The organism is Streptomyces sp. SAI-135 (assembly GCF_029893805.1).
Taxonomy (GTDB): domain Bacteria; phylum Actinomycetota; class Actinomycetes; order Streptomycetales; family Streptomycetaceae; genus Streptomyces.
Window position 1 is genome coordinate 750,448 of record NZ_JARXYP010000001.1, and the last position, 25,247, is coordinate 775,694.

General features: G+C 67.5%; 22 protein-coding genes. 2 read left to right on the plus strand and 20 right to left on the minus strand.

The genetic code is table 11. From position 1 onward, the window contains the following. Window positions 1-227: 227 nt before the first annotated feature. The 9 genes from otnC to M2163_RS03320 form a co-directional block, all read right to left on the minus strand. Window positions 228-863: a 3-oxo-tetronate 4-phosphate decarboxylase gene (otnC, locus tag M2163_RS03280; RefSeq protein ID WP_280893053.1), complete on the minus strand. Its 636-nt coding sequence runs from the start codon at window positions 861-863 to the stop codon at window positions 228-230. Continuing rightward, window positions 860-2,107, minus strand: coding sequence for a 3-oxo-tetronate kinase (otnK, locus tag M2163_RS03285; RefSeq protein ID WP_280893054.1), 1,248 nt, complete (start codon window positions 2,105-2,107; stop codon window positions 860-862). The genes otnC and otnK overlap by 4 nt, the downstream gene beginning before the upstream one ends. Further along, a complete protein-coding gene (locus tag M2163_RS03290) occupies window positions 2,104-2,778 on the minus strand; it encodes an aspartate/glutamate racemase family protein (protein WP_280854589.1) in 675 nt (224 codons plus the stop codon). The genes otnK and M2163_RS03290 overlap by 4 nt, the downstream gene beginning before the upstream one ends. Further along, entirely contained in the window at window positions 2,775-3,563 is a 789-nt protein-coding gene (locus M2163_RS03295) for a TIM barrel protein (RefSeq protein ID WP_280854588.1), read from the minus strand. Before M2163_RS03295 ends, M2163_RS03290 begins: the two co-directional genes overlap by 4 nt. Beyond that, complete coding sequence (locus tag M2163_RS03300) at window positions 3,560-4,270, minus strand: substrate-binding domain-containing protein (RefSeq protein ID WP_280854587.1); 711 nt, start codon at window positions 4,268-4,270, stop codon at window positions 3,560-3,562. The genes M2163_RS03295 and M2163_RS03300 overlap by 4 nt, the downstream gene beginning before the upstream one ends. A 73-nt stretch (window positions 4,271-4,343) precedes the next feature. Next, entirely contained in the window at window positions 4,344-5,333 is a 990-nt protein-coding gene (locus M2163_RS03305; protein WP_280854586.1) for a phosphoglycerate dehydrogenase, read from the minus strand. A gap of 39 nt (window positions 5,334-5,372) precedes the next feature. Next, entirely contained in the window at window positions 5,373-6,248 is an 876-nt protein-coding gene (locus tag M2163_RS03310; RefSeq protein WP_280854585.1) for an alpha/beta hydrolase, read from the minus strand. Window positions 6,249-6,283: 35 nt separating this feature from the next. Continuing rightward, window positions 6,284-6,670: a RidA family protein gene (locus M2163_RS03315; protein ID WP_280854584.1), complete on the minus strand. Its 387-nt coding sequence runs from the start codon at window positions 6,668-6,670 to the stop codon at window positions 6,284-6,286. An 89-nt stretch (window positions 6,671-6,759) separates the two neighbouring features. Further along, window positions 6,760-7,371, minus strand: a complete 612-nt coding sequence (locus M2163_RS03320; RefSeq protein WP_020122009.1) for an HD domain-containing protein — start codon at window positions 7,369-7,371, stop codon at window positions 6,760-6,762. A gap of 48 nt (window positions 7,372-7,419) precedes the next feature. On the opposite strand from M2163_RS03320, the gene M2163_RS03325 reads away from it, so the two are divergent. Both M2163_RS03325 and M2163_RS03330 read left to right on the plus strand, forming a co-directional pair. Then, window positions 7,420-8,754 carry an amidase gene (locus tag M2163_RS03325; protein ID WP_280854583.1) on the plus strand — a complete coding sequence of 445 codons (1,335 nt, stop codon included), beginning with the start codon at window positions 7,420-7,422 and terminating at the stop codon, window positions 8,752-8,754. A 164-nt stretch (window positions 8,755-8,918) separates the two neighbouring features. Next, window positions 8,919-9,575, plus strand: a complete 657-nt coding sequence (locus M2163_RS03330) for a GntR family transcriptional regulator (RefSeq protein WP_280854582.1) — start codon at window positions 8,919-8,921, stop codon at window positions 9,573-9,575. A 219-nt stretch (window positions 9,576-9,794) separates the two neighbouring features. On the opposite strand, the gene M2163_RS03335 is transcribed toward M2163_RS03330, so the two are convergent. From M2163_RS03335 to M2163_RS03385, 11 genes are all read right to left on the minus strand, one after another. Further along, window positions 9,795-13,409: a S8 family serine peptidase gene (locus M2163_RS03335; protein ID WP_280893055.1), complete on the minus strand. Its 3,615-nt coding sequence runs from the start codon at window positions 13,407-13,409 to the stop codon at window positions 9,795-9,797. Window positions 13,410-13,616: 207 nt separating this feature from the next. Next, the gene (locus M2163_RS03340) at window positions 13,617-14,027 is read right to left on the minus strand and encodes an ATP-binding protein (RefSeq protein ID WP_280854580.1); all 411 of its coding nucleotides are present in this window, start codon (window positions 14,025-14,027) and stop codon (window positions 13,617-13,619) included. A 194-nt stretch (window positions 14,028-14,221) separates the two neighbouring features. Next, window positions 14,222-15,382: an L-rhamnose isomerase gene (rhaI, locus tag M2163_RS03345; RefSeq protein WP_280893056.1), complete on the minus strand. Its 1,161-nt coding sequence runs from the start codon at window positions 15,380-15,382 to the stop codon at window positions 14,222-14,224. A gap of 131 nt (window positions 15,383-15,513) precedes the next feature. Beyond that, a complete protein-coding gene (locus M2163_RS03350; RefSeq protein ID WP_280893057.1) occupies window positions 15,514-16,494 on the minus strand; it encodes a Gfo/Idh/MocA family oxidoreductase in 981 nt (326 codons plus the stop codon). Beyond that, on the minus strand, window positions 16,491-17,741 hold the full coding sequence (locus tag M2163_RS03355; RefSeq protein WP_280893058.1) for an extracellular solute-binding protein: 1,251 nt from the start codon (window positions 17,739-17,741) through the stop codon (window positions 16,491-16,493). Before M2163_RS03355 ends, M2163_RS03350 begins: the two co-directional genes overlap by 4 nt. 97 nt (window positions 17,742-17,838) lie before the next feature. Next, window positions 17,839-19,473 carry an ABC transporter permease subunit gene (locus tag M2163_RS03360; protein WP_280854576.1) on the minus strand — a complete coding sequence of 545 codons (1,635 nt, stop codon included), beginning with the start codon at window positions 19,471-19,473 and terminating at the stop codon, window positions 17,839-17,841. A 1-nt stretch (window position 19,474) separates the two neighbouring features. Then, window positions 19,475-20,299: an ABC transporter ATP-binding protein gene (locus tag M2163_RS03365; protein WP_280854575.1), complete on the minus strand. Its 825-nt coding sequence runs from the start codon at window positions 20,297-20,299 to the stop codon at window positions 19,475-19,477. 16 nt (window positions 20,300-20,315) lie between these two features. Beyond that, window positions 20,316-20,933, minus strand: a complete 618-nt coding sequence (locus M2163_RS03370) for an XRE family transcriptional regulator (protein ID WP_280854574.1) — start codon at window positions 20,931-20,933, stop codon at window positions 20,316-20,318. After that, window positions 20,930-22,009, minus strand: coding sequence for an ABC transporter substrate-binding protein (locus M2163_RS03375; RefSeq protein ID WP_280854573.1), 1,080 nt, complete (start codon window positions 22,007-22,009; stop codon window positions 20,930-20,932). Before M2163_RS03375 ends, M2163_RS03370 begins: the two co-directional genes overlap by 4 nt. Before the next feature lie 10 nt (window positions 22,010-22,019). Then, complete coding sequence (gene add, locus M2163_RS03380; RefSeq protein WP_280854572.1) at window positions 22,020-23,093, minus strand: adenosine deaminase; 1,074 nt, start codon at window positions 23,091-23,093, stop codon at window positions 22,020-22,022. An 833-nt stretch (window positions 23,094-23,926) separates the two neighbouring features. Then, window positions 23,927-25,240 (minus strand): aminotransferase class III-fold pyridoxal phosphate-dependent enzyme, encoded by a 1,314-nt coding sequence (locus tag M2163_RS03385; RefSeq protein ID WP_280854571.1) that lies wholly within the window; start codon window positions 25,238-25,240, stop codon window positions 23,927-23,929. Window positions 25,241-25,247 lie beyond the last annotated feature (7 nt).

Genomic DNA, 25,247 nt, shown 5'->3' on the forward strand with positions numbered 1-25,247 from the left:
GGCTCTTGTCGCAGCGTGACCGGTCAGCCGGGCCGCCGGCTCAGACGCACCCAGAGTGCAGAGGCAGGGGCAGGCGCCGCCGACCATCCGCCAAGTCGACCTTCATCGGTCTGACGACACGTGACACTAGCGTTGCTTTGTTACATCGGGCTACGTCATTCGGTTGCGAACGCCTACTGCGGACAAGCCTGAGCGGCGGCAGCGAGACAGTGGCTCGCTGCCGCCGCTCAGGCCTGGGGACCGAGGGCTGCGGCCTGCTCCGCGGTGAGCGGGTTCACGGGTAGCCCGCGAAGAATGATGACGAGCTTCGCCGTCTCCTCAAGTTCCTCGAGGGCGTCCAGAGCCACAGAGAGGCTCTCTCCAGCGACAACGGGACCGTGGTTGCTCAGCAGCATGGCGTGCCGCCGTGCCGCGGTCGCCTCTGCGACAGCCTCCAGGCCGGTGTCACCGGGAGCGTGGTACGGCAGAAGCGGCAGTCGCCCGACGCGCATCGCGTAGTAGGCGGTCAGAGGAGGCAGGACGTTGTCGGTATCGAGATCGCGCATGCAGGACACGGCAGCGCTGTAGGTGGAGTGAGTGTGCACGACCGCACCCGCACCCGGTCGAGCACGCAGCACGGCGGCGTGCAGGAACGCCTCCTTCGACGGCCTCGGCCCGGACAGGTGGACGCCGCGGTCGTCGATGAGCGACAAGTCGCTCGCCTCGACGGTACCGAGGCTGGAACCGGTGGGTGTGACGAGGATGCCGTCGGCCGTACGGACAGAGATGTTGCCTGTGCTGCCGTGGGTCAGGCCCCGCGTGAAGACGGATCGGGCGGCGTCGATGATGTCGGCGGCGGCCTGGTCCCTCTCGGTCGCCGTCACGAACTGCCGTCCGAGGCTGCGACGAGAAGGTCCGGCTCGCCGAAGTTTCCAGACTTGAGCAGCACGTCCAGATTTCGGTCGGTGTGGATCCACGGCACACCCCGGGCGGCCTCCAACCCGACGACACCGCCTCGGATGCCAAGGGCAGCCACCAACGACCCCGACGTCTCCCCGCCGGCGGCGACGAAGCGAGTGACCCCGCGTTCACGCAGTCCGCGGGCGATGTGTGCGAAGGCGCCCTCGAAGATCTCGGCTGATCGCTCCACACCGATCGCGTCCTGCACCTTGCGGAGCGCTGCCGGAGCGAGCGACGAGTAGATCAGCGGAGCCGGACCGGCCGGAAGCGCGTCGTACCAGTCGAGCGCGCCCTGCGCGAGGCGTTCGGGATCGTCCGACTCGAACGCGTCCAGGCGATGCGCCGGTCGTTCCGCGTGCAGCATCCGGTCGATCTGTTCGAGGGTGCGTCGAGAGCAGCTTCCCGCGAGAACGACGGCCCGGCCGGTCGGCGCGCTCTCGCTCACGCGTGCGCGTGCTGCGGCGTCTCTCGATCCATGCGCGCGTCCGATCGCGCCCGCCAGTCCAGCGGCACCTGCGACCAGCGGTTCGTCAAGGACAGCCTGCGCGATCGAGAGGAGGTCCTCTTCCGTTGCCGCGTCCGGGAACAGATAGCGCGCCGCGTGGCGCGTCCCGTCCACCGCGCTCCGGATCGCTTCCGAGCCGCGGCGGACGACGTCGTGATCGACGACGACGCTGCTGCCCGTGGACTGTGCGTTCATGAGACGGGTGAGTGAGGAATCCCGCATCGGGGTGAGCGGATGATTCCGCATGGAGGACTCGGCCAGCAGCTCGTTGTTCACGAACAGATACCCGTTGAACGTCGTGCGCCCATGCTCCGGGGTGGCCGGTGTGGTCACCACGGCGTCGACCTGCAGCAGATCGACGAGGGCGTCGAGGACGGGCCCGATGTTGCCGTTCGCGGTGGAGTCGAAGGTGGAGCAGTACTTGAAGAAGAGCTGCCGTGCGCCGATCGCCTGCAGCGTCTGTGCGGCGCCGAGCGATTGCGCCACTGCCTCACGTGCGGGGATCGTACGGGACTTGAGAGCGATCACCACGACGTCGAGGCCGGACTGCACGTCGGACGGATGGGGGGTGCCGAAATACACCCCGCACCGCATTCCCGTGCGGCGAAACGCCAAGGCGGCATCGGTGGCGCCGGTGACGTCGTCGGCGATGACACCAATCATTGATCGTTCCTATCGGACATGAGCCGGAGCAGGGCGGCCGCCGCGCTCTTCGGGCCCGAGACAACCGGAAACCCCACTGCCGCCTGCAGCGCGTCACCCGCGGACGCGAGCGAGTACTGGGCGAGGAAGATGGCTTCGACGTCGTCGGGCAGGTTCACGCAGGCATCTGCGAACGCGGCGACCAGGGCGTCATGATCTCCCGCTGTCGCCGCGGCCAGCGCGGCGGGCACGGACAGTCCGACGACCCGGCTGTCCGCACCGGCATCGCGAAGCGCCGTCTGCAGACGCTCCACCGAGTCGTCGCGCGCGGTGTCGACGGAGGCCAGAACAAGCACCGATGCGTAGCCGGCCGCGGCGATGTCGGCGAAGGCGGCCTCGTCGGGCGCCATCACCGGCACACCGGCGTCCGTGCCCTGTGCGACCGGGGCGTACACGGAGCAGGTGAGCAACACCGCGTCCACGTCCTCCGCGAGGGCATGTCCGATCAGGCGCTGCATGCGGTGCCGTAGACCGGAATCCAGGCCCCCGTGGCTGACCGCGTCGACCAGCAGTCGGTCGTCGAGGATGTTCCACACGACCGCGTCGGGCAGGGTGTCGCGCAGCGCGGCACGTGCGGCGGGGATGGCCGCGGGCACGGCGCTGATGAGCGCGATCTTCGGAGTGCTGCTCATTCCGCGAGCTCCTTCATCCAGGTCAGCCCGGCTGCGGTTTCGGTGGCGGGCCGGTACTCGCACCCGATCCATCCGTCGTAGCCCGAGGACTCGATGACCCGGAACAGGGTGGAGTAGGCGATCTCGCCCGTGCCGGGTTCATGGCGGTCGGGTACGTCGGCGATCTGCAGGTGTAGCGCGATGCTGCGGTGCTTCTCGAAGGTGCGGATGAGGTCACCCTCATCGATCTGAGCGTGGTAGAAGTCCAGCAACAGCCCGACCGTGTCGGCTCCGACGGCCTCCACGACCGCGGCGGCGCGGGCCTGCGAGGTGAGCACGAAACCAGGGGCGTCGCGCTTGTTCTGCGCCTCGAGCAGTAGCCGGATGCCGGTACCGCGTGCCTGCTCGGCCGCCCAGGCGATGTTGGCCACATAGCGCGCGAAGGCGCGATCGGCGTTCACGCCCTCCGGCACGATGCCACCCACGACGTGCAGGAACTTCGCTCCCAGGGCCGTGGCGTACTCCAGCCCGCGGAGCACACCTTCACGGTAGTCACCGACCGCGTCGGGGAGGCACGCGTAGCCGGATCGCGTGGGCGATCCCGCGGGGCCCATCGGGGTGTTGATCAGGATCTGCTCAAGTCCGGCGTTGTCGAGCAGGGCGCGTAGCCGTCGGGGTTCGTACGCGTAGGGAGAGGCGTACTCGACTGCGGTGAAGCCGGCGCGGGCGGCGGCGTCGAACCGCTTCTCGAACGGCACCTCGGTGAAGAGCCATTTGAGGTTGGCGTCGAATCGGAGATGCGTCACGACAGTAGCCCGGAGGGCACCGGCTCAAGGGCGGTGGCACGGTACGCATGCGCCGCCTCGGGACTGCTGATGAAGTCGACGAAGGCCGCGACATCAGCGTTTTCCGTCGAGGCGACGGCGGTCCCGGCCGAGAACTCGGTCCACTTCTGCAGCTCCTCCGGAAGGGGGCCGACGATCTCGGCTCCCGGCACGAACAGGAGCTCACTCAGCTGCTGGACGGCGAGGTCCGCCTCACCGCTTTCCAGCGCGGTCGCGGTGAAGCCCTTCTCCAGCACGGTGGCCTTGGGAAGCACCACGTCTTCGAGGCCGAGGCGCTTCACCAGGTCGACGAAGTAGATGCCGCTCTGGCCCGTGCGCGAGTACGCGACCGAGCGGGCGGTGGTGAGCGTCGCCACCAGGTCGTCCCTCGTGGTGACCTTGGTGTGTTCGGCGCCGCGCGCCACGGCGAGCCCGATGCCGCTTCGTACGATCGGTCGCGGCCCTTCGGCGACGATGCCGTTCGCGATCAGGGCATCGAGTGACGGCGTAGCTGCGATCATCACGTCGAAGTGCTCCCCCGCGTCGAGACGCCGGAGCAGTTGGACCGTGGGGTCGTAGATGGGGACGACCTCGACACCGGTCTGTGCAGTGAAGGCGGCGAAGAGATGGTCGTCGAACGCCTTGCGGGTCGCCAGCCCGCTCATCATGACAATGGATCGGTTGGGCACGAGAAGTCTCCTGTCTCGACAGGGTTGGTTGGGGGCGATGCGACGCTCCGCCGCGCGGGGCGTCGCATCGCGGTCACAGACGAGCGCGCTGCGCGATCACGCTGGCGTTCACGGCGGTTCGAGGCATCTCACCCGAGAGAGCCGCCAGGACGGATTCCGCCGCCGACGTTCCCGAACGTGCCCGGCCCTCGATGGTCGCTCCGGCGATATGCGGCGTGAGGAGGAGGTTCGCGACCCCACGCAGCGCGCTGGCCACAGGCAGCGGTTCGTCTTCGAAGGTGTCGAGCGCCGCGCCTGCGATCCTGCCCGCACGCAGCGCGTTGACCAGTGCCGCCTCGTCAACCACCCCTCCGCGGGCGGCGTTGACGAGGACGGCTCCGTGCTTCATCTGGGCGATCGCGTCCTCGTTGATCAGATGGCGCGTGTCGTCACTGAGGAGAACGTGCACCGTGATGGCATCGGAGCGCCGGAGAAGCTCGGGCAACTCCACCAGTGAGGCCCCGCTCCGTTCGACCAAGACGCCGTCGCTGTAGGGGTCGCACGCCAGCACCGTCATCCCGAAGGCCTGCGCGAGGCCCGCGACGCTTCGGCCGATCGCTCCGAAACCGACAACGCCGAGCGTTTTGCCGTACAACTCGCGTCCGCTGGTCTGTGTCCAGCCCCCTTTCTGCATCGAGGCGCCGGCCTGGGGAATGCCGCGCACCAGGTTGAGGAGTGACGCGATGGTGAACTCGGCCACCGACCGGCGGTTCACGTTCGGCGTGGTGCAGACGGCGATGCCGAGCGCGTTCGCGGCCGGCACGTCGACGTTGTCGTAGCCGACTCCGGTGCGGGCGACGACCTTCAGCCGCGGTGCGGCGTTGAGCACGCGGGCGTCGCACGGTTCGACACCGGCGACCAGCGCGTCCACGTCGGCGACGGCGTCTTCGAGCGAGCGCCCATGGCGCTGTAGATCGGCCGGCCGGCCGAACACGACGTCGCATCCGGCATCGGCGAGCAGGCGATGCACATGATCCCCTTCGGCCAGCCACGACGTTGTGATCAGCACACGTTTGCGGCCCACTTCGCCTCCCTCTGCATGTACGGGCGCGTTGCCGGGTTTCTACGCGCGGGGCAGGCGCTCGGCGAACAGGTTGATCTGCTCAACCAGTTCGTCGGGCTTCTCCTCCGGGATGTAGTGACCGGTGTCGCGGACGGTTGTCCCGCTGACGTCCACACCGAGCGAACGCATGTCGTCGTGCAGTGCTGGAGCGGAACCGAACTCACCACCGATGGCCAGCATCGGCACTTGGATCAAGGCCTTCCGCAGCTCCTTGTTGCGCTCGGCGTTCTCGTGCACGGCGCGGTAGTACCCGAGACTCCCCCGCAGGCCGCCGGGGGCTGCCAGCGTGCGTTCGTATTCCGCGATGTCCGCGGCTGTGAACGTCTCGCGCCAGCTGGCGGTCTTCCGGCTGAAGAACCATTCGATGAGGATGCGTTCCCGGCCCGACACGAGTGCCTCGGGGAGGTCGGGGATCGCGTTGAACAGGAAGTGCCAGCTGCGCCACCCATCCGGGCCCACCGGGACCGTCTCGGGCAGTGAGAGGCCGGCGATGTTGCCGTCGATGAAGACCACACCGGTGAGCGAATCGGGGTAACGGTGGGCGAACGGATAGCTGACCCATGAGCCGATGTCGTGCCCGACGAGCAGATACCGCTCGTGCCCCAGTGCGGCGAGCAGACCGTGCAGCCGCTCTGCGGTCGTCCACGTGTCGTATCCGTCCAGCGGCTTCTCGGAGTCGCCCTGGCCGGGCAGGTCGACCGCGACGACGTGCCAGTCCTGCGCGAGCAGCGGAATCACGTGCCGCCACGCGTGGACGTTCTGCGGGAAGCCGGCGACGAGCACGATGGTCGGGCCGCTCCCCGCCTCCACGACGTGCCAGCGAAGTCCGCTCGCCGAGACCATGCGATGGCGCGGTGTGGTGCCGGCGTGGCTCACGGACTCGGCTCCACCCCTCTCAGTGCGGGTCACGGTCAGCCGTTCTGGGGGATGTATGCGACTGCTTCGATCTCGATGCGCAGGTCGGGGTTGGACAGAGGAGCGACGATGGTCGAGCGAGCGGGGAACGGCTTGGAGAAGTACTCGCGGTAGACGACGTTCATCGGCTCGAACAGCGTGGCGTTCAGAAGGAACACAGTGGTCTTGCACACGTCGGCGAGCGTGCCCCCGGCGGCTTCGACCCCGGCCTTGATGTTGTCCAGCACTGCGCGGGTCTCGGCGGGGAAGTCGTTGGTGACCAGGGATCCGTCAGCCCGGACCGCGATCTGCCCGGAGAGGTAGACATAGTCGCCGGCGCGCACCACGTGGGTGAGCGGGACTTCGAGGGGGGCGATGTTGTCGGTGGCGATTTCCTTGATCATGAAGTTGCTCCCTTGAGATGAGTGGTCTTGCGAGAGAAGTGGGCAAGATCAGGGGCTTGAGCCCAGATTTCTGTCATCGGGCTGAGGTATCAGCCCTTCTTCGTCAGCCGGTCGGCCGGGTCCATGTCGAGGAGCCCGCCCTTCTCGGCCGCCGCCCAGAACGCGTGATCGGCGTGGTGCACGATGCTGTTCAGGGTGCTGCGGTAGACGAGTTGCCCCTCCCCTGAATGCGTACCGCAGACGTGCGCGAGTTCCTCGGGCAGGCCCACGGTCAGGGCGATGTGCACTCCGTACACGGAGTGGCGGATCGAGGGGAAACCGGCCTTGCCCGGATCCTCCTTCCAGCGGGCCTGGTTGGCCGGGCTGTTCTCGAACGGCTTGCCCAGATCGTGCAGCACTCCGCCGGCGTAGAGGATGTCCCGGTCCAGCCCCAGGGGGCCGAGGACCCGTTGCAGCTCCTCACCCAGCGCGACGGTCAACAACCCCACCCCGCGCACGTGGGTGGCCTGCGTGCCATCGCGCAGCGCGGGGGAATCCGGGTTGGCCGAGCCTGGCATGTCTTCGATGCGTTCGAATTCGGTCTGACTGAGGGAGAGGGCCCACGCTTCCACGATTTTCGTGGCGAGGTCCTGGTCGGTGAAGTCCGCCAGCTCGGGCAAGCTCGCCCGAACACCGGCGCGGAGGGGTTCGATATCGGCCATAGTTCTATACTATAGCATCCAGCGCTTCCGTGTAGTACCTTCTGAATCGTGAAAACACTGAGTCACTCCTCGAACCCATCGGTACCGCGCACCGTACGAGAGCTGGGTGACGGCCTCGCTGACCGCCAGTACTCGGCGGTCGAGCTGGTCGAGCACTGCCTCCAGAGGATCGACGCCACCACCGAATCGGTCCGCGCGTTCGTCGAAGTCTTCCGCTCCAGCGCCCTTCAGCAGGCGAAGGAGAGCGACGAGCGACACCGAGCAGGCCGGCCGCTCTCACCGATCGACGGCATCCCGTTCGCGGTCAAGGACATCATCGGCATACAGGGACGGAAGATGTCGGCCGGGTCGCGTTCCGTCGACATCGTCCCGGCATCCGATGCGTCGATCATTTCCCGGCTGCGCTCTGCCGGCGGCATCATCCTGGGCACGACCCGGATGCACGAGTTGGCTTACGGCCCGTCGGGGCTGAATGACTTCGACGGCGGTGCCCGCAACCCGCGCTTCCCCGGGATCATCCCGGGCGGCTCCAGCAGCGGATCGGCAGCAGCCGTCGCGGCGGGCCTGTCACCGATCGCCCTCGGCTCCGACACCGGAGGATCGGTCCGGGCGCCCGCGACGCTCTGCGGGATCGTCGGATTCAAGCCAAGTTACGACCTCCTCCCGATCGCCGGTGTTCATCCCACGGCCCCCACACTCGACCACCTCGGGTTCCTGACCTCCTCGGTGGAAGATGTCCGCATAGCGATGAACGTGTTCGCCGGCATACCCCTCACGGAGGAAGGACTGCACGCGGGGCGGCGGCTCGCCGTGTTCGACGATCCCGACCTGACCGTCGATCCGGCCATCGCGACGGCCCTCAGCAACGCCCTCGACGCACTGTCGGACCGCGGATGGCGCGTCGAATCCGTTACGGCGCCGAGCGGTTTCGACGTCATGGATGTGTCCACCACGATCATGGCCTACGAGGCATACCGCGTGAACCGGGAGCGGCTGGAGACGGTACCCGAGCTCCTCGGAGCCGACGTGCGCGAACGCCTCGAAGACGGGGCCCGCACCACGCGTGACCAGTACGAACACGCGCTGGGCGAGGTGGACCGGGTGCGCACGGAGATGTCCGCGCTCGCCGCCCCCTTCGACGCACTGGTGAACGCGACCATCCCGATCACCGGACCAAGCATCGAAGCCGGGGCACGCCCCGATGTCAGGCGCATGCTGATGCGCAACACACGACTGCAGAACCTTCTCGGAGTGCCCGCGATCTCGTTGCCCGGCGATGCGAGCGGTCCCGCACCCTGGGGCATTCAGCTGTTCTCGCGGCGTGGGGGCGACGCGGCACTCCTTGCATCCGCCGCCGCCGTCGCAAGCGACCTTGAAGGCTGATTTCCGACGGACGATCCGCGGAACCGGAGGTCGCCGCCGCTTCGCGACGTACTATGTGCAAGATAGTATATTTCTGGTGTGGTCCCTGCACTGATGCGGCCAACCCGCGAGCCGGGCAGGGCCACGCCACGAGCCGTCGACGCATGCGGGATGGAGAACCTTCTTTGCCGAAACTGCCCTTGGCCGACCGAATGCATGACGTATTGCTCACGCAGCTGATGGACGGGACGCGCAAGCCGGGCGAACCCCTCAACATCGGGGCGCTCAGCCGTGAGCTCGAGGTCAGCCAGACACCTCTGCGCGAAGCGCTCGCCCGCCTGGAGCACTCCGGACTCGTACAGCGCGAGGCACTCCGCGGCTATTTCGTGGCTCCTGCCTTCACAAAACGCGAGATGACGAAACTCGCCGCGGCCCGCGAGTTGATCGAGCCGGCGATCGCCGCCGAAAGCGCGCTGCGCCGCACACCGGAGTTTCTGGACGAACTCGCGATCACTATCAACGAACTCGCCGAATCCGGCACGCAAGCCGACGCAGACGCCGACGCCTTCCGCCTCTACTGGACCTCCGACGCCCGCTTCCACAACCTCATCGCGGCACAGGCCGACAACATGTTCCTCGAAAGCGCCTTCCACGCGCTCAGCGGACACGTGCAGCGATTCCGGCTGTTCATGAAGGCGGGGCACGCGTATGCGGGCCAGGCCGCGGCCGAGCATCAGCGCATCCTGGACGCGCTCGCCTCGGGTGATCCGACCGCAGCCGCGCAGGAGATGCTGTCCCACGTCAAAGCTGCCTCCGAGCGCGCCCTGTTGGAACACCACTGAACAGGGTCTGGACCGATTGGCCGGCAGTCCGCATGACCCCGGCCAGTCGATCGAGACGTTCCGGCGACGGGCGCACCGACGTACTCGAGTTCTGAAGAGGACCAGCTCGCCCGATCGGATGGCGGCACACCCATCCTCTGGAAGCGCCGCGTGGGTGGGCCGCCGGCTGCGGTCCCACCCACGCGGTGCGGTCCCGGGTGACCTCCCGGGGGTGTGCCGTCAGCGCAGGCCGAAGGCCCGGGTGATCGTCTGCGAGACGGTGTTGCCCGCGCTGTCGCGGACCCCGACCCGGAGGGTGGCGAAGCCGGCCGACCGCGGAGCACGCAGGTTCGTCCGCCATCCGTCACCGGACCGGCTCAGATCGGTCCGCTGCCAGGTCGCACCGTCGTCGTACGAGATCTCGACGGACGGCTTGGCGAGGGCGGCGGCGGTGCCCGGCAGGTGCGAGGCGGTCACCGTCAGGCCGGTGTGCCGGTCGGCCCGGCCGGACTTGTCGGTGTCCACGCCGTAGTCGAGCTGGATCAGCGGCAGTGAGACCGACGACTCGATGCTGGTGACCGCGGAGGTGAAGTTCCACTCGGTCAGCGTGTGCCTCGAGTACGGGTTGGCCCAGGTGCCACGGTCGTTGTCGACGACCAGCCGGTAGGGCAGGCGCTCCGCGCCGAGACCGGCAACCCGCAGATACTCGGAGGTACCCCAGTTGAGCTGCTGGTCGCCCTGGTACAGCGCCATCCAGTTCTTGACGTCGGCGTTCGCACCGGCCTCGCCGATGTGCCCCCCCGAGTCGCCCCAGCCCGGCGCGGTGATGTACATCGCGTCGAGGTAGCGCACCGGCTGGTAGTCGATCGGACCCATGCGGGGCCGCTGGATCGGGCCGAACCAGCTGACCTTGCCGGTCTTGCGCGCCGAGTAATGCAGCAGCTCCATCGAGTGCTGCCCGGTCTCGCCCAGGATGTAGGCGTCGTCCAGCCACGTGGCGTCGGCGGTGACCCAGTCGGTGCGCTCGCCCTGGGCGGGCGCGGTGAGCATGTTGCCGGCAGCCCACCCGTTCCAGACGTCCGAACGGAACTCCACTGCCTTGCCCGGCCGGTAGTTCCGGAAGGAGACGTTCACCCGCGCCAGGTCCTTGTGCTCCTCACGCCACGTCGGATCGGCGGGGGCGGCGCCCGTCCAGTGGTGCACCACGTCGTAGACATAGTCGGTCGTCGGGTGCGACGTGACCTTCAGCGAGACCGCGCCGTGCCGGAGCGAGCCGATCAGCTCGGCGCCCTGGTCCGCGTTGAGCGTCGCCACCGTCACCGGGGCCGGGCTCTCCGGGCTCCAGGGGCTCTCGTCCCAGGGCTGCAGGCGGCCGACGCCGTCATGGGCGACCAGCAGCAGCCGGGCCCCGGCCGCCGCGGCGGCCTCCGCCTGCGCCTTGATCCCTTCCGTGCCAAGGCCTCGCACCACCACAGCCTTACCACGCACGCTCTGCCGTGCGAGCTCCTCGGCCGTGCCGTCGCCGGCGAAAACCGCCGTCAGGTTCCGGATCCCAGCAGGCAGCGGCGTCGCCGCGCGCTTGACCAATGGGTCATTGAAGGTCGTCGACTTCGTGCTCACGGTCAGCGCGGGCTGCTCGAGGCGGAAGCGGGCGCCCACCTCGAACTTACCGTCGGTGACCTTCTTCCCGGTCGGCAGTACCCAGATGCTGTCGTACGACGGGTCGGGCAGCATCACTGTCTGCGTCAGGCTGTCGGTGAAGGACCGGTGGGCGTCCAGACGCGGCGCGACGGCGGTGGTCTGCTGCGGTACGCGCGCCAGGATCTGGCGTGCCTTGCGGCCGTCCAGGGTGACGGTGCGGTCCTCGTCCAGCTTCACATCGTTGAAGGCGAGCAGTTCCATGCCGAGCGAGTGCGCCCCTTCGGCACCCTGCACGTCGCCGATGAACCAGCCGCTGTAGGTACCGGCGGGCAGCCGTGACGTGCCGGTGCCGGACGCGTCGAGGTCCATCGAGGCGAAGAGGTGCTCGGCGGTGAGGACGACCCGGCCGGCCAGCGGCTTCCCCGCACGGTCCTTCGCCACGACGGTCAGATCCTGCCGCTGTCCCTGCCGGGTCGCGCCGATCAGGGTCCGGGCACGAACGGCTCCGGTGCCGTCCGTGCCGGTGATCGCGGCGCTGATCGACTGGTCGGCCGCCAGCTTGTCCGGCGCCGCGGTCAGCGTGACCGAGGCGGTACCGTGCGCGGGCACGGTCACCTGGTCCTCGGAGAGGCTGAACATCCCGGCCGGGACGGTGCCGTTGACCGCCAGGTCGAGGCTGACCGGGGAGTCGCCGACGTTGGTGTACGTCACCGTCTGGGTGTCGGTCTCCCCGGGCTTCAGGGGCCAGGGGTGGAAACCGGAGTAGGCGGTCGCGGTGGCGAAGACCGTGGTGTGCACGGCCGCCAGCGCGTCGAGCCGGCCGGCGCCCGCCTGGTACGGGGTGTACGCCGGAGTGGCCTTGACGCTGCTGACCAGCGCCTCCTTGAGCTGGGTGCCCGTCCAGTCGGGGTGCTCGGCGGCGAGGAGGGCGGCGGCGCCGGCAACGTGCGGCGTGGCCATCGACGTGCCGCTCATCGTGGTGTAGTAGCCGGAGCCGCGTGTGTAGTGCGAGCGCGCCGCGACGATGTCGACGCCGGGCGCAGTGATCTCCGGCTTCAGCCCGCCGTCGCCACCACGAGGGCCCTGGCTGGAGAAGTCGGCCAGTGTGTCGGTGGAGTCCACGGCACCAACAGTCAGCGCGGAGTCCGCGGCGCCGGGGCTGCTGATGGACTGCGGACCGCTGTTGCCGGCCGCGACGACGAACAACGCACCAGTCTCGTGGCTGAGTTCGTCAGCTGCCTCGCTCATCGGATCGGTCTTGTCACCGTCGCCGCCCAGGCTCATACTGATGATCCTGGCCTTCTGGTCGCGGGCGGCCCACTCCATGCCCGCGATGATCCAGGATTCCTGGCCTCTGCCCTCGGCGTTGAGCACCTTGCCGACGGCCAGCCGGGCGCCGGAGGCGACACCTCGCTCCGTGCCGCCGGAGGCGCTGCCTGTCCCAGCGATGGTCGAGGCGACGTGCGTGCCGTGACCGTTGTAGTCGGTGATGTCGCTCTCGTCGGGGACGAAGCTGGCACTGTCGGACACCTGTCCGACCAGGTCCGGGTGTTCGGTGTCCGCGCCGGTGTCGAGCATCGCGACCTTCACGCCCTGGCCGGTGTCGCCCTCCGCCCATACCTTCGGCGCGCCGATCTGGGCGGTGGAGTCGGCCAGATCGGCCGTCACCTTGCCGTCGAGCCACACGTGGGCGACGCCGCCCGCGAGGGACGACTGGGAGGACCGGGCCTCCGCACCGGAACCCCCGGTGAGCGAGGACCAGAACTCCGGTGCCTGCTTGTGGTTCTGCGCGAGGGCCGCGCCCTGGATGCTGTCCAGGCGGCGGACTTCGGTCGAGCCGGTGATCTTCGTCCGGGTGCGGGCCTTGGCGGCGGCTCCGGTGTAGCGCACGATCAGCGGCAGCCGGGAACTGTGCGCGTCGTCGTAGCCCTCGGCGATCAGCCGCGTCACATTGAAGAGCTGCTTGTCGAGCTTGCCGGCGCTCACGTACGGCAGGGCGGCGTCGGGATACACATAGGTGGCGCCGTCCACGACAGCGCGGTGGAAGCCGGTGGCAGCTCCGCTCGCGGCCTGGAAGGAGCGCACGACGGAGCCGTCGGCGGCGGTCCCGATGGTGACCTTGTCGCCCGTGATCAGGGTGACGGTGTGCGTGCCGACACCGTCGGGGGCCTGATGTTCGGCGTCGTTGCGTGACACCTCACCGGCGGAGGACACGGGCACAGCGGCAGTGGCCGGTACGACGCCGAGTATGAGCGCTGCCGCCGCGGCAAGGACGATTGGCCCGGACCGGGGTGTCGGCCCGGATCGGGGGATGGGAACCTTGAGCAAGGAGGACTCCTGAGGCGCGGTGAAGAGGGAAAGATCGTTCGATCTTCCGGCCTCCCCCACCGCCGTTCAAGCGGTCACACTGTCGCTCTTGCGTCATGTCACAGGTGCGCCGCGAGCAGACGGGCTCGTCAGATCACCCGCCCGGGGCCCGCCCCACAGGGCAAGCCAGTTCAGATGTCGCCGAATCGCGCGGCAGACCAAGAACAGCCCTGACCAAGCCCCAGAGCTGCTCGGGCCGTCCGCGAGGACCCTCTCGACGGCGGGCTGCGCGGCGAACAGGCCGGTGCCGACCGCCGGCTGGGACTGCGCCAGCGCCTCACCGGCGCCCGGCATCGCCTTGGTGACGTTCTCGGTGGGGAGCCCCTGGGAGACGGAGCCGAGCGCCTGAGTGGCGTCCGGGACCGCCGGAGCGGCGTTCGCGGCACCCGCGCCGGCGGCGGCGAAGGCGGCACCGAGGGCGGCGACTTGATCGGCAGGCAGTGGACCGCGGCGCGTTGCACTCATGTCTGCTTTGAACGCAGCCCAGATCGGCGCGGGTGCGAAGGTTCGCCATGAATGATCACAGGTGATGAGTCGCAGCGGTGCTGTCGAGGAATGCCCAGGCAGGGCAGCTGCCCGACGCGGTGCCCGCGCCCGCCGCAGTCCGCGAAAGGGTTCGGGCCGCGGCAGCACCTATCCGGTATTCCCCGGCAACAGGACTACGCGCCCCAGCCGGCCTGGGTGCCGCCGATACGGTCGGCGACTATCCGCTCGGCGTACCCGGACTCCGCGTACGCCCGCATCGGGTCCTCAGGCAGCCCGCGGGCAGCACGCCATGCCGCCAACGCCGGACGCACATCCGTCTGGAACGCGTCCATCAGCACGCCGTTGGCCGCGAGCACGTCTCCGGCGCGTTGCGCCGCAGCAAGGGCATCACCGTCGATGAGCAGCGCGCGGGCCGTCATCTCCTGCACGTTGAGCACACTTCGGATCTGTCCCGGGATCTTGTCCTCGATGTTATGGCACTGGTCGAGCATGAACGCGACGTCCGGGCTGCCGAATCCACCGCCGCGGATCACCTCGGCGATGATGCGGAACAGCTGGAAAGGGTCGGCTGCGCCGACGATGAGGTCGTCGTCGGCATAGAAGCGGCTGTTGAAATCGAACGAGCCGAGCCTCCCCAGCCGCAGCAACTGCATCACGATGAACTCGATGTTCGTGCCGGGAGCATGGTGGCCGGTGTCCAGGCAGACCATCGCCTTCGAACCGAGCGCGCTCACCTGCGCGAAACTGGTGCCCCAGTCGGGCACGTCGGTGTGGTAGAACGCCGGCTCGAAGAACTTGTACTCAAGCACGAGCCGCTGGTCGTCGCCGAGACGCGCGTAGATCTGCTGGAGGGAGTCGCTGAGGCGGTCCTGTCGGGCCCGCATGTCGTCCTGGCCCGGGTAGTTGGTACCGTCGGCGAGCCAGATCTTAAGATCGCGCGACCCGGTCTGGTGCATCACGTCGATGCACTCGAAGTGGTGGTCGATCGCCTTCTGACGAATTCGATCATCGCAGTGAGTGACACTGCCGAGCTTGTAGTCCTCGTCCTGGAAGGTGTTGGAGTTGATCGTGCCGAGCTTCACGCCTTCGCTCTCGGCGTGCGCCGCGAGCGCGGTGTAATCGTCAACCTCGTCCCACGGGATGTGCAGCGCAACAGTCGGGGCGAGGCCGGTATGACGGTGCACCTGCGCGGCATCACAGACCTTCTCGAAGGGGTCGCGCGGCACTCCCTTCTGGGAGAATACGCGAAAGCGGGTACCGGAGTTGCCGAACGCCCAGGAGGGCAGCTCGATGGCGAGCGCCGAGAGTCGGTCGACGATCGGATCGAGTTTCATACATTCCTCCAATGAATCGTTTCATTTGTGTTGTTGCATCGATGGGTTCGACATGGCGTCATTTTGGGTGAACAGATACTCGCGGTGCTACGCCCCGGACAATCGAAGTCATGTCACCAGCAGAGCGGCACTCACTCATCACGCAGCACCGACCACGACGACTCGAGTCGATGCCAGAGGAGTTCGGTGGTCTCCAGAGTCCGCGCGGCGCTCTCCAGGTCGGACCGGTTGTCGGCGAGTCCTGCCACGACGTCGTGGAAGTGTTGCAGGGCGGGGACGAATCCCATCACGGTCCAGGCGGAGTTCGAGGGCGCCGGCAAGGTGTAGTTGGGACGCCAGACCTGCGCCGGACCGTCGGCGGGACGATACGTGCAGGTGTCGACGTTGTCTACCACCACGGAGTCACCTCGCCCGTAGACCTCTGCGAACTCACCCCGGTGGGTAAAGGAGGCGGTCGTGCAGAAGTCGAACGAGCATGTCGCACCGCTGTCCGTGCGGGCGACGAGACTCACGCTGAGGCCGACGGTGGGCACGACGTTCAGGACTGCGGAGATCTCATCGATCTCCCCCAGGAGGTACCGCGCCAGATCGATCATGTGCACCGGGTTGTCGATCAGGTAATGGCGAAGATCGGCGAGGTATTCGTCGACGCGGCCCATAGCGAACGTGAAATGCGCCAGGGAGGGAGAGCCGAAGTCCGCGGAGCCGATCACCTCCCGAGCTCGTTGATACGCCGGCGCGAACCGCTTCATGTACCCGACGACGACCTCGGTGCGCGCCTCCGCGGCGAGGGCGGCCAACTCCCGCAGCTCGGACGCGGACTGCCCACCCGGTTTCTCACAGAAGACCGGGATCCCAGCCTCGATGCAGTGGGTGAGGATCGGCCGGTAAGCGGCCGGCGGGACGGCAACCACCACTCCGTCGAGTCCACCGGCCGCGAGCATGTCCGCCACCGATGTGTGGTGCGCTCCGGCGCCCCAGCGTGCGGCGGTGGACGCCGCACGCTCTGGTGTCCGGGCGCAGACCGCCACGAGGTCGAGACCTGCCTCGAGGATGGAGGGGTACAGGGCGTTGTTCGCGTGCCGGCCCGTGCCCACTACGCCGACCCTCACGACGTGCTCGTCCTATCCCCGCTCAGGAACTGATCGATGCGACGCGCGGCCTCGCTGAAGACACGCTCGAGAGCATCCGGCTGCCTGTACGCCTCCACGATGGCCGCAGACCACATGCTCGCGACGTCAAGATATTCCGGCATGGGTGTCGGCAGCACCCGGGCGGTCGTCTGCAGGATCTCGAGGCTGTTCTCACCGAAGCCGTTCCAGCCAGAGGACGCGGCACGGTACGCGTCGTCGTCCCATGTGCTCTGCCGGGTCGGGTTCATGTTGCCCTCCAGCGCCGCCCGGGCAAGGAAGGCCGGGGAGCTGGCCCACTCGATGAACCTCCATGCGCCGGCCTTGTCGTGCGAGGCACTGTTCATCACGAGCGACCACGTCCACATGTTCGCCTCTCGCCGGCCACCGGGCCCCAGCGGCGGCCTGGTGTACGCGACCCTCCCGCGAACGGCCGAATCGGCTCCCTCGAAGAAGGCGACGTAGTGGTCGGAGTCGACGATCATGCCGTACTGCCCTGCCGCGAAGTCGCGGGCTACGTCGAGCCAATGCCCGTCGGGGAACCGGATCGGCCCCGACACGTGCGCCGCCTCCAGGAAGTCACGGGTCGCCGCGAGCATCGCCGGACTGGCAAGTGCGCTGCGGCCCTTGTCATCGAAGTCGGTCGCGCCGTACGACCAGACCTGGGTCGCGTAGCCGGTGTACATCGTGTGCCAGGTGCCGCTGCCGCGCTGGGCGAACCCGCGGACGCCGGGCACGTTTTCCGCTATTCGCGCTGCCGCGGCGAAGTACTCCTCCCACGTCGACGGCGGCTCGCTGAGGCCGGCCTTCTCCAGCACGTCCGGCAGATACGCCAGGTTGTACGTCTCCCAGTTGACCGGGATCTCCAGCAGAGGACCGGTACCAAGGGCGTCCCCCCGCCGCCCGGTCCAGCGGTTGGCGTTCAGCAAGGCGGGCAGGAAGTCGTCCGGCCGGTAGTCGTCGCTGCACGTGTCGAGGAACGCATCGAGTGGTTCGACGATGCCCTCGCCGGCGAGCTTCCACATCGAGACGGGTCCCGACACGAACACATCCGGCGCGGACTCTCCGCGAAGCCGACTGCGCAGCGCGTCGAGGGTGTTCGTCACGTATTCCGTCTCGGGGATGATCTCGAGCTCGACGGTTTCGCCCGTGAGTTCCTGATACTCGTCGACGTGCCTCATGAGGCTCGCGACGTACGCGTCGTTGTCGGGGCCGATGAAACGGACCATTTTGTACTGTCTCCTTGGGAATGCCTCGGCCTGCGTACCGAAGAGCGGCCGACCGGGCCGGGGAAAGGGGGAAGGGGTCCCAGGTACGTGACGGTCGTCAGACCGAGAACCGTCGGCGCGCACGTTCGTGGAGGACGGCGACGATTTCATAGAGCACGATCACGGTCACGGTGACGACGACCACGTCGGCCCAGAGCCGCGTGTAGTCGAAGGTCGTCGCGGCTGTCGTCATAGCATCCGAAATGCCGTCCCCAGTGACGAGCCACTCGGCGACAACCGCGCCGAAAAGCGCCAGCGGGATACTGATCCGGGCAGCGTTGAGGATTCCTGGAATCGATCCGGGGATCCTGACGAACCGAAGGATCGCCCAGCGGCCACCGCCATAAACGCTGACGACATCGAGAGTGGATCGCGACCGTTCCTCCAGCGCCGTGACGATAACGATCATCGCCGGGAAGAAGACCACCAGGAGCCCCGTGACGATGATGAACGCGGTTCCCCGGCCGCAGATGGCGACCAGCAGCGGGATGAAGGCGATCTGCGGAACGCACTGCGAGGCCAGAAGCAGTGGAAGACCCAGACGCAGCAGGACGGGAAAGCTCACGAGAATACATCCGGCGATGAACGCCGCAGCCATGCCGACTCCGAAGATCATTCCGCTGTCGCGCATAGTGATCAGCCAGTCCGTGGCCAATGCACTGCGGTGGTCGGTGGCAGCCGGATTACCGAACAGGTAGTCCAGTACATCGAGGGGGGATTTGAACACGAGGGGACTCACGCCCCCGAACTGGATGATCGCGACCCAGATCACGATGATCGCGACGGCAGGCGTGAGGAACTCGGCCACACGCCCCAGCGTGCCGGCGCCGGGCACCGCCCCGAACGAGGTCTGGGACTCGACCGGATCCACGTGCAACCAGCGGCCTATCGCCGTGACCGTCCCGTAGAGGAGGCCGCCGATCACCGTGGCGACGATGGCGACGCCCCAGGTCTGTGTGGTCTCCAGCTTCTGCTGGCTGACCACGAGCACCACGCCCAGTCCGTTGTCGGCACCGCTGAACTCGGCCACCAGCGCTCCCAGGAACGCGCCCGGACCGGCGATGCGCATACCGGCCACGATGTTGGGAAGCGCTGACCGGAGTCCGACCTTGCGGAGGATCTGCAACCGCCCGCCGCCCGCGCAATGGACGATGGCGGCGATGTCCGCCGGCGTGGCACGAAGACCCGCGATCACCCCGATGAGCATCGGAAAGAAGGAGAAAAGGACCGCCATCGTGATCCTCGTGGGCTGGCCAGTGCCCCCGAGGCTCGAGATCAACGGAAGCAGCGCCGGCAGCGGCAGGCAGTAGATCGCCAGAGCGACGCGCGAGACGGAGCGCTCGAGCAGCCCGGTCAGCGATCCGACCGCACCGAACACGAGGCTGATGGCGGCAGCGATGGCGAAGCCCTCAAGTGCCGTGACCAGGGTGGGAGCGGCATTGGAGAGATAGAAGCGTAGATTTCTGGCCAGGCTCTCGGCCACGCTCAGCGGCGTGGGCACCGAGCCAGAAGGAAGGAGGCCGGAGAGCGCGACCAGCCACCAGAGCCCGACGGCGAACGCGAATCCCCCGAGTGTCCAGACCACACCCGGGATCTGGCGCTCGGCGTGCCCGGACCTGTTGGCGATACGCCGCCCCGATGGCGGATGCGAAGGAACGATCGGGGGCCCCTGAGTCATCTTCGTCGCGGTCATCTCAGGCGCTCCGCTCGACGGCCGGCTCGGCCGCGTCGTCCTCGAAGAGCAGCTCGCTCAGCTCATCGACGAGACGCTGGAACTCTGGGCTCCGCATCATCTCCGGCACGCGGGGCCGCGGCAGGTCGATCTCGACCGTACGGAGAATGCGGCCGGGTCGCGGCGTCATCACCACGACCAGGTCCGAGAGGAAGATCGCTTCGGAGATCCCGTGTGTGACGAGCAGTGTGGTGGCAGGCCTCTGCGTCCAGATGCGCTGAAGTTCGAGGTTCATCCGCTGCCGGGTCATGTCATCGAGTGCGCCGAACGGTTCGTCGAGCAGCAGGACGTCCGGCTCGAAGGCGAGAGCTCTCGCGATCGAAACCCGCTGCCGCATACCACCGGACAACTGGTTCGGCCGCGCTTCCTCGAAGCCCCGCAGACCCACCAGCTCGACGACGTCCTGAATGGTCGCTTGATCGGGGCGTCGGCCCGCCACTTCGAGCGGAAGCCGGATGTTGTCCGTGACGGTGCGCCACGGCAACAGCGCGGAGTCCTGGAACGCGACTCCCAGGCGACCGCTCTTGCGGGCGACCGACGGGCTCTGGCCATTGACCGACACGCTGCCGACGGTCGGGCGATCCAGGTCGGCGAGAAGGCGCAACACCGTCGACTTCCCGCACCCGGACCGACCGATCAGGCTCACGAATTGGTTTCGTTCCACCGTGAGACTCACGCCGCCGAGGGCGTCGACACGCTGCCGCCTCGCCACGAAGGTCTTCGTGACTTCGTGTAGCTCGATTCCAGCGGGCGTCTCCGTATTTGCTTGATCTGTCTGCGCAGGCATCCGGGCTCCCTCGCTCTCAATGGTGGAAGTTGTTGACGATGAGGACTTCGGCGGGCTGCTCGCTCCCGAGACCCCATCGATGGGGGATGTCGCCGTCATGGTTCAACGCGTCGCCGGGGCCGAGATCGACAGGGCGGCCTCGCAGGAATTCGACGCGCAGATGCCCGCTGATCACGTAGACGAAGTCCTCGCCCTCGTGCTTGAACCAATCCTGCGGCGGGTCCGCCTGTTCGATGAGGTAACGGTGCGCCTTCAGTGACCGCCCGGGACCACCTCGTGTGAGGAGCTGCGGCCGCTGGGCATCGTCACGATTGGCGGCTCGCATCTCCTGACCGGTTCCGGCACGGGTGATCAAGATCGATGCGGAGCTGACGGGGAGCAGCCCGTTCGGTGTGGTGTCCAGTAACTCGGCGAGGCGGTACAGCCGGGGCAGGCTGATCGACGACTGACCCTGCTCCAGCTGTGTGATGAACGACGCCGATACTCCCAGCCGGGCGGCGAGTTCCTTTCTCGACAGGCCCAGCTCTTGACGCCGATGACGCACCGCCGCTCCGACATCGCGCGCAAAGTTGTCGGTATCGGCTGCCCCTGTGGTTCCTTCGAACTGCTCGGCGGTGTCCTTCTGGTAGGTCACGACAACCTCTTGAGCTCTGGGTGCTCCTGGTAGATCTCGGCCAGCAGGGACATGTCGAACAGCTTGTCCACCGTCGTGTGAGCGCCGGTGAGGGCGAGCGTCTCCACTGTCTCCTTCTGCAGTGCTTCGGAGACAGTCAGGATGCCGTTCGTCTCGGTGTCGGCGGTTCTCATGAGGACGATCTCCGCCTGATTGCAGGCCAGCTGGTTCTCGAGCGAGTACTTCAACGACTTGCCGTACTTGTTCACAGCCAGACTCGCTCCCTGCTTCGGATTGGCGATGTTCGCCCTCCAGCCCATGACGTCGGCGCGGAGCGCCGCCTTGAGCAGGGTCCGGTTGTTGGAGATCTGATCCGTCGAAGCGACATAGGTCTGGGTGATGGTGGCGTACTTGAAGTCCGCGAACATCATTACGGCTGGGTCGTGTCCGGCCTGCTTGAGACTGATCGGAGAGTTCGTCGAGTAGTCCATGATCCCGTCCACCTGACCGGCGACCAAGGGAGCGGGGTCGTACTGGAACGGCACGATTTTCATATCCGAGGACTTGAGGCCGTTGACGGCAAGAAACGCATCCACCGCTGGCTTGTCAGCGTTGGAAACAGCGATCGTTTTCCCCTTCAGGTCCGCCGGCGTCGTGATGGGGCTGCTCTGCAGCGACACGATGCAGGACGGCGTCTTCTGGTACATCGCTCCGATGACCCGGAAGGATGCGCCGTTCTGGTTCGCTGCGACGATTTCCGTCGGCGAGGAGACACCGAACTCTGCTGTTCCATTTGCCAGTTGGGTGAGTACGGAGACCGCCGACGGGCCGCCCGGAATGAACTTGACCGACGAGAAGCCGACTTCCTTGTAGTAGCCGTTCGTGTCTGCCATGTACGGACCGGCCTGTGTCACGTCGTACACCCAGGAGAAGGCGTACTTGAGCTGGCCCAGGTCGCTGCCCGTACGAGCGCCCGATCCGGTGCCCGTCGATGGTCCACAACCGGCGAGCGCGAAACCCACCGTGGTGGAGAGGCCGAGCCCCAGCAGCCCTCGGCGTGACAGCGTGCTGCCGGGAAGATTCAGCTGATCGGTCATTGTCTTGTCCTCACTCGTTGTCTGAGCCGTAGGCGATCGGACGCAGGCGCTCGAGCTCGGCACTGAACTCGGCACGAAGACGGTCGACGGTGGCGTCATCCGCGAAGCAGGCGTCAAGACCGGCCAGCGCGTACTTCTCGGCATCCTCGAGGGTCCATTCGAGATGGACGGTCGCATCGATGAAGCAGTCATGCAGCTCCGGCCCGATGAGGGCCGGGTCGTCGGAGTTGAGGCACATGTTCAGCCCTGCCGCCGCCATCGCCGCGACATCGCGGCGCCGGCCCTCTACCTCGAGCTCGGGGTAGTCGACGAACCAGCACGCCGAATAGGGGATCTGCGACGCAACGGTTCGCGACAGCAGGTCGGGGTCGAGCAGCGCGGCGTATCCGTGGTCGATGCGGTCCACCCGCAGAAGGTCCAGGCACTCCACCATCTCGGTGGGGTCGCCGTGCTCACCCGCGTGCGCCGTCAGCTTGAGGCCCGCCTCGCGGGCCAGGTCGTAGGCGGCCACGAACTCGGACGGCCGTCCCGCCAGCTCGTTCGAGTCGAGGCCGATCGCCACCACCTCATCGAAGGGGTGCGCGAGCACCTCGCGAACGAGGTCGAGTGCCGCCGCACCACCCAGTTCGCGGTTGATGGCGACGATCACCCGTGACTCGACGCCCACCTCGGCCCGGGCCTCATGCGCACCGGCGAGAATCCCGTCCATCATCTCGGCATAGGTCAGCTCTGGATGGTTCTGCGGGTTGAAGGCGATCTCCCGGTAGCGGAGCCCTCCCTCGGCGCCGGCGAGGAGGCTCTCGAAGGTGACCGCCCTGAAGTCGTCCCGCGTCTGCATCGAGTTCGACACCGCGACGTAGATCTCGAGCCCCTCGTCGAAGTTGCGGAAGAGGTACCGGTCACCCCCGTCACGCGCCCCCGCGGGCAGGGTGACGCCGTGGCGCTCGGCCAGACGCCGGGCCGTCTCCGGGGGCACGCAGCCCTCGAGATGGCAGTGCACCTCCGCCTTCGGTAGCGCGCGGAGGTATTCGGCGTTCAGACGCTGGCGTGTGGGTGATTCCGTGGGACTGGGCGTTGCGCTCATGTCGCTCTCCTCATCGGGTGGGGACGAAATTAAGGGACACTGAATCCCCTGTCAATGGAACGTTTCAAAAAGCTCGGTACCTCCGGCCGCGCCGGCGCCCGCTCGATCTACGACCTCCCCGACTCTGGCGAGAACACGTCCAGGCCGCCGGGCCACTCGGTCCGAGGACCGCTGTCACCTCCGGTCCGCCACCGGCGAACCCCCAGACGGCTCGGCCGTCATCGACCTCGGCCGTTGCCGCGACGGATTTCCTCGACCACGAACGGGCAGAGCCGGGGAACTCGTCGCCTCCCGAGACCGGGACGAGACAGCATCCACCACACCGACAACGTGGACGCCTCGCGGCTCAACCACCCCAGCGGGACCGAGGGACCGCAAAGCATGGTTTTGCGCCAACTCCGCAGGCAGGACCCGGACTTCGCGTCCCCGGCTCACCAGGCGAGCATGACGGTCGCCCTGTCCGGTCAGCACGACAAATGCTGAAACGTTTTAGAGCGAGGAAGCGCCGACCCCACGCAGGACACCGACGTTTGCCTTGATCGTCCGGAAGAAACACAGGGTCTCCAGGCCACCGGGGCGTTCTCGCCCGGGTGGCCTGGAGACCCGTGCTCATCACCGACAAGACCCGGCTCGGGGCAACCTTCGGCTCGCCTCTCGGCTCGAGCGGGGAGGCGGCGTATGAGCGGAGGGCGGTCGTTCCGACCGCCCATTGTCGCGACCAAAAAAAGTAGTACTTAACTGCGCCTGTCAGGGCAATCGGGGGACAGATAGGCCTTCACTGGCACCCGGTGCAGAACTGGTGACAGGGACGACGGCCGCTCGGCCCATCCCGCTCACCGTCCCTGACGGAACACGCGCCGATGGGTGGCTACAACCTCCCCCACGGCATCTACGAAGGAAGCGAGGTCGGCGTCGGTTACCGGGAGCGGAAGCGCCAGATAACCCCTCCGGGCGAGGTAGAAGCCGCGCAGCATCAACTCCAGGTGCAGCAGCTTGCGCCTGTCGGGGGCCGGATCGATGTGGCGACCGCTGACGATAGGGGAGCGCTGGAAGTGCAGTCCCAGGATGGAGCCGACACCGGTCGCCTGGATGGACACGTCGAAGTCGAAGAAGAGCGAGTTCAACCGGTCCCGGAGTCCGTCGCCTCGCGCGTTGAGATCCCGGACGGCCTCAGCGGTGAAGACATCCCGCAGCCCCGCCAGGCCGGCCGCCATCGTGACCGTGTTGTTGTTGAACGTCCCAGGGTGCGACAGGCTGCCGGGCACGCTCGGGTCGAACCGCTCCATCAGGCGCCGGTTGCCGCCGAACGCGCCGAAGCTGAACCCCGCACCGAGGTATTTCCCGAACGTGGTCAGGTCGGGCACGATGCCGAACCTCTCCTGAAGTCCGCCCGGCGCGAGTCGGGAGGTCATGACTTCATCGAGGATGAACACCACCTCGTAGCGCGTCGTCGCCGCGCGGATCGCGCTGACGAACTCGGCGGTCGCCGGCACCGCGCCACCGCCGCCGAGCATCGGCTCGAGGATCACGGCTGCCAGGTCGTCCCGGTGCTCGCGGATCGCGGCCATGGTCCCGGGCACATCGTTGTACTCGCAGACGACGTAGGAGTACGGAGCATTGAGGGGGGCCTCCCCGCGAAAACTCAGCACGCCTCCGTGATAGCCGCTTTCGAAGACCAGCACCTTACTGCGGCCTGTCACCGCGCGGGCGGTCCCGATCGCGAAGAGGTTGGCCTCGGTTCCCGAGTTCGTGAACCGCAGCAGCTCTACCGACGGAAACCGATGGGTGATCTCCTTCGCCAGCTCCACCTCGTACTGATTGGGGCCCCCGTACGACAGCCCCTCCTCGAGGACCTTGCGCACGGCAGTCAGGACCGCGGGGTCGGAGTGGCCGTAGAGGCCGGCCGAGTACTCACCGAGCAGGTCGACGTAACGGTGCCCGTCGAGGTCGGTGAGGAACTGTCCCTCCCCCGCCACGAACGTGACCGGGAACGGCGAGTAATAGAGCGAAGTCCGCGTGTTGCCGCCGGGCATCACCGTCCCCGCCTGCCTGAACCTGCGCTCGCTTCGGGGATTGTTCGCGACGTACCGCTCCTCGGTCACGGCGAGCACTTCACTCAGCGCGGCCTCGACGTCGGTGATGGCCATGGGCTCC